A 2,868-nucleotide genomic window follows, 5' to 3' on the forward strand; every position below is an offset into this window, starting at 1 on the left:
GCTGAGAGCTAATAGCTGAATGCTGATACCTGATAGCTAATAGCTAAATGCTGATACCTGAGAGCTAATAGCTGAATGCTGATACCTGATAGCTGATACCTGAGAGCTAATAGCTGAATGCTGATACCTGATAGCTGAATGCTGATAGCTGAATGCTGATAGCTGAATGCTGATAGCTAATTAAATTTTATAAAGGGAGTCCCCTTCCAGTATTCAAGATGGAAGAATTAAGCAAAATCAAGCTAAAAATTCCTATTGTTTTAGGGAGTTGCCGCATTGGTCGGGAAAGTCTCAAAGTAGCGAAATTTATTTTAGGAGAACTTATTGAGCAAAACCGAATAGATACTGAACTGATTGACCTGGGTGAGTATAAGTTACCCATGTTAGAGGAGCGATTACAGGATAGCTCAAATCCTCCTGATAATGTCCTACAGTTTTGCTCTAAGTTAGGTCAAGCAGATGGGATATTACTGGTTACTCCTGAATACAAAAATGGCTATCCTGGAGTCTTAAAAAATGCCCTGGATTATCTGGAACCCCAAGCTTTAAAGTATAAACCTATTGGTATATGTACCGTGTCTTCTGGGAGATTTGGAGGACTTGATTGTTTGGCGCAGTTACGATTAGTCTGCCTGGCTTTAGGTGGGTTACCGATTCCAGATAAATTGCCTGTTGCTAAGGTGAAGGAATTATTTGATGAAAATGGTAAATTATGCGATTTTGGGTTTAAACCCAAAATCGCATCCTTTATTAATGAACTGGTTTGGTACAGCGAAGCGATGGTTAATCAAAAGCAGTTTTCAAGTTTATTTTAAGTTATATTAACTTTTTGGCAAAAGTTGGTTGCCGTATGAAAGACTGTCATAGTAATTCTCTGGATGAGATGAAAATACAGATTATGGGGTGTTTATTTCTATTCCTACGCAGGCTACTTATCGTGGCGATAGCAGGCGTTTTCATCTCTATAGGTACATTTCCAGGGGAAGTAATGGCGCTTACATTGGCTGAGGTTCCGATATCTCCAAACGGTGTGACATCTTCAAGCATGGCATCACCCCAAAAGGATGCACTTCCAGAAATTGACTTTTTGCAACTTCCAACGGGACAGGCAACTTCCATACCTCCTGATACCTGTCTTACCCAGACTCCGCGACCATTCCCAAATCCGCCCTTCCTGCCTGTCGAGCGAGGCGTATACGCTGATTTGGACATAACCTTAACCGCAGACCAAGGTCAGATCGATTTTGGAGGTGAAGAAAAGTGCAATGGACTGCTCTATCAGCTTTCCAGTCCCTACAAGGTTGATGGCAACTTCGACTTCAGCTACACTCCCCCAACCTTACGGATATTACCTAATAATACTATCAATTTAAGCCTGATCAATAACTTGTGGAACATCCCGACAAAGCCACAGTCTTCTCAAAATACCAACCTTCATTATCATGGCTTCAATGTATCGCCACTACCTGGTTCTGACGATGTACTCATACATGTTCCCCTTTTAGCATCATCAGCCACTCCTCAAGATCCATACCCAATGGAGGTAGATATACCACCCACCCATCAGTCTGGGTTGTTCTGGTATCACCCCCATTTCCACACCACCAGCGACATACAGGTTCTGGGTGGCATGTCAGGTGGGATTATCATTGAGGGTATTGAGAAATATTACCCCATTGTCACTAACCCAATTGCCACTAAGGAGCCAATTCTGCTACCCCCTGCTAGCCGAGTTGAACTGCTAGTGATTGCCGGTCAATCTGGAGACACGTACAATCTCGTCTCATTATTACCGTTACCTCCGAGCACAGAAACCCCAAAGAAAGCGTACCAATTAGCAACGGTTGCCGTAACAGGGGATCAAGTAACCTACAACACTGGAGGAAAGTCTTTAGTTGATTATATAACTTCCCAAACCCCAACAGAACTAGATCCGAGCCAGCCATCTCCCCATGAGCTAGCCCAACTGTATATCCCTAACAATCACAAGGGTACTTTCACCTTTGGGAACCCGAGGAAGGGCGTGTTCACGATCAACGACAAAGTGTACGATCAGAACCGGATCGATACAACTGTTCAAGTAGGCGATATCGAAGAATGGACGCTGTTAAATGCAACACCTGGCCACCATGCCTTCCATATCCACCAACTCGATTTCTTGAACATGACTAACTACGACCCCACTAAGCCCCAGGGGGATCAGGATACAGTCGATATGCCACCTTGTATAACAGATAATAATACACAAACTTGTAAAGAACTAAGCAAAACTGTGGTTCGTATTCCCTTTGTGAACCCGGTCATTACTGGCGTATTTGTCTATCACTGTCATATCCTAGCTCATGAAGACAGGGGAATGATGCAGAATATTAAAGTGATAAATCCTCCTCTAGCCGCGCCCGTTAGGGATGTTTAGGAGTGAGCGGAGTGTTTTTTCTCTGGTAGACGGAAGTTCTTAAGGGGAACTTCCTCTGTTGCTGCCGTTCTAAGGAGATTGTTAATGAATAAAAGCCTTGCAGAAGAACAAATCGTCCAAGCCAACAAGAGAAGGAAAATTAGAGTAACCTACATCATAGCAACAAATTTACGATTTAAGCGCTTTGAATGGATCTGTAGTGAATTAAGCAAAGAGAGGTTTGAATTATCATTTGTATTACTAGACCAAGGACCAACAGACCTGTCGGAATATTTAACAGCACAAAAAATTCCCTATATTAGCATCAAATACTCGAATAAATATAGCCTTAACCTGTTTTGGGCTATCTGGAAGAGCTACCGTTATTGTCGCCAGAATAAGACTGATATCGTACATACATATGCTGTAGATGGCTCCCTAGTCGGCTTGACTGCTGCCTATTTAGCAGGGGG

Annotated in this window: 2 protein-coding genes and 1 pseudogene; all 3 read left to right on the forward strand. The window is 42.9% G+C overall.

Annotated features, from left to right (window positions below):
- The first annotated feature begins 218 nt into the window (after positions 1 to 218).
- Positions 219 to 815 carry an NADPH-dependent FMN reductase gene (locus F6K20_RS32465; protein WP_287297514.1) on the forward strand — a complete coding sequence of 199 codons (597 nt, stop codon included), beginning with the start codon at positions 219 to 221 and terminating at the stop codon, positions 813 to 815.
- A 173-nt stretch (positions 816 to 988) separates the two neighbouring features.
- Positions 989 to 2,416 carry a multicopper oxidase family protein gene (locus F6K20_RS32470; protein WP_287297516.1) on the forward strand — a complete coding sequence of 476 codons (1,428 nt, stop codon included), beginning with the start codon at positions 989 to 991 and terminating at the stop codon, positions 2,414 to 2,416.
- Positions 2,417 to 2,500: 84 nt separating this feature from the next.
- Positions 2,501 to 2,868: pseudogene (locus F6K20_RS32475) on the forward strand (hypothetical protein); the annotation flags it as partial.

Origin of the sequence: Moorena sp. SIO2C4 (assembly GCF_010672485.1) — a bacterium.
Classification (GTDB): domain Bacteria; phylum Cyanobacteriota; class Cyanobacteriia; order Cyanobacteriales; family Coleofasciculaceae; genus Moorena; species Moorena producens.

Coding starts and splice junctions, on each gene's coding strand:
- F6K20_RS32470 (WP_287297516.1), top strand. CDS start 989: ATGGCGCTTACATTGGCTGAGGTTCCGATATCTCCAAACGGTGTGACA.
- F6K20_RS32465 (WP_287297514.1), top strand. CDS start 219: ATGGAAGAATTAAGCAAAATCAAGCTAAAAATTCCTATTGTTTTAGGG.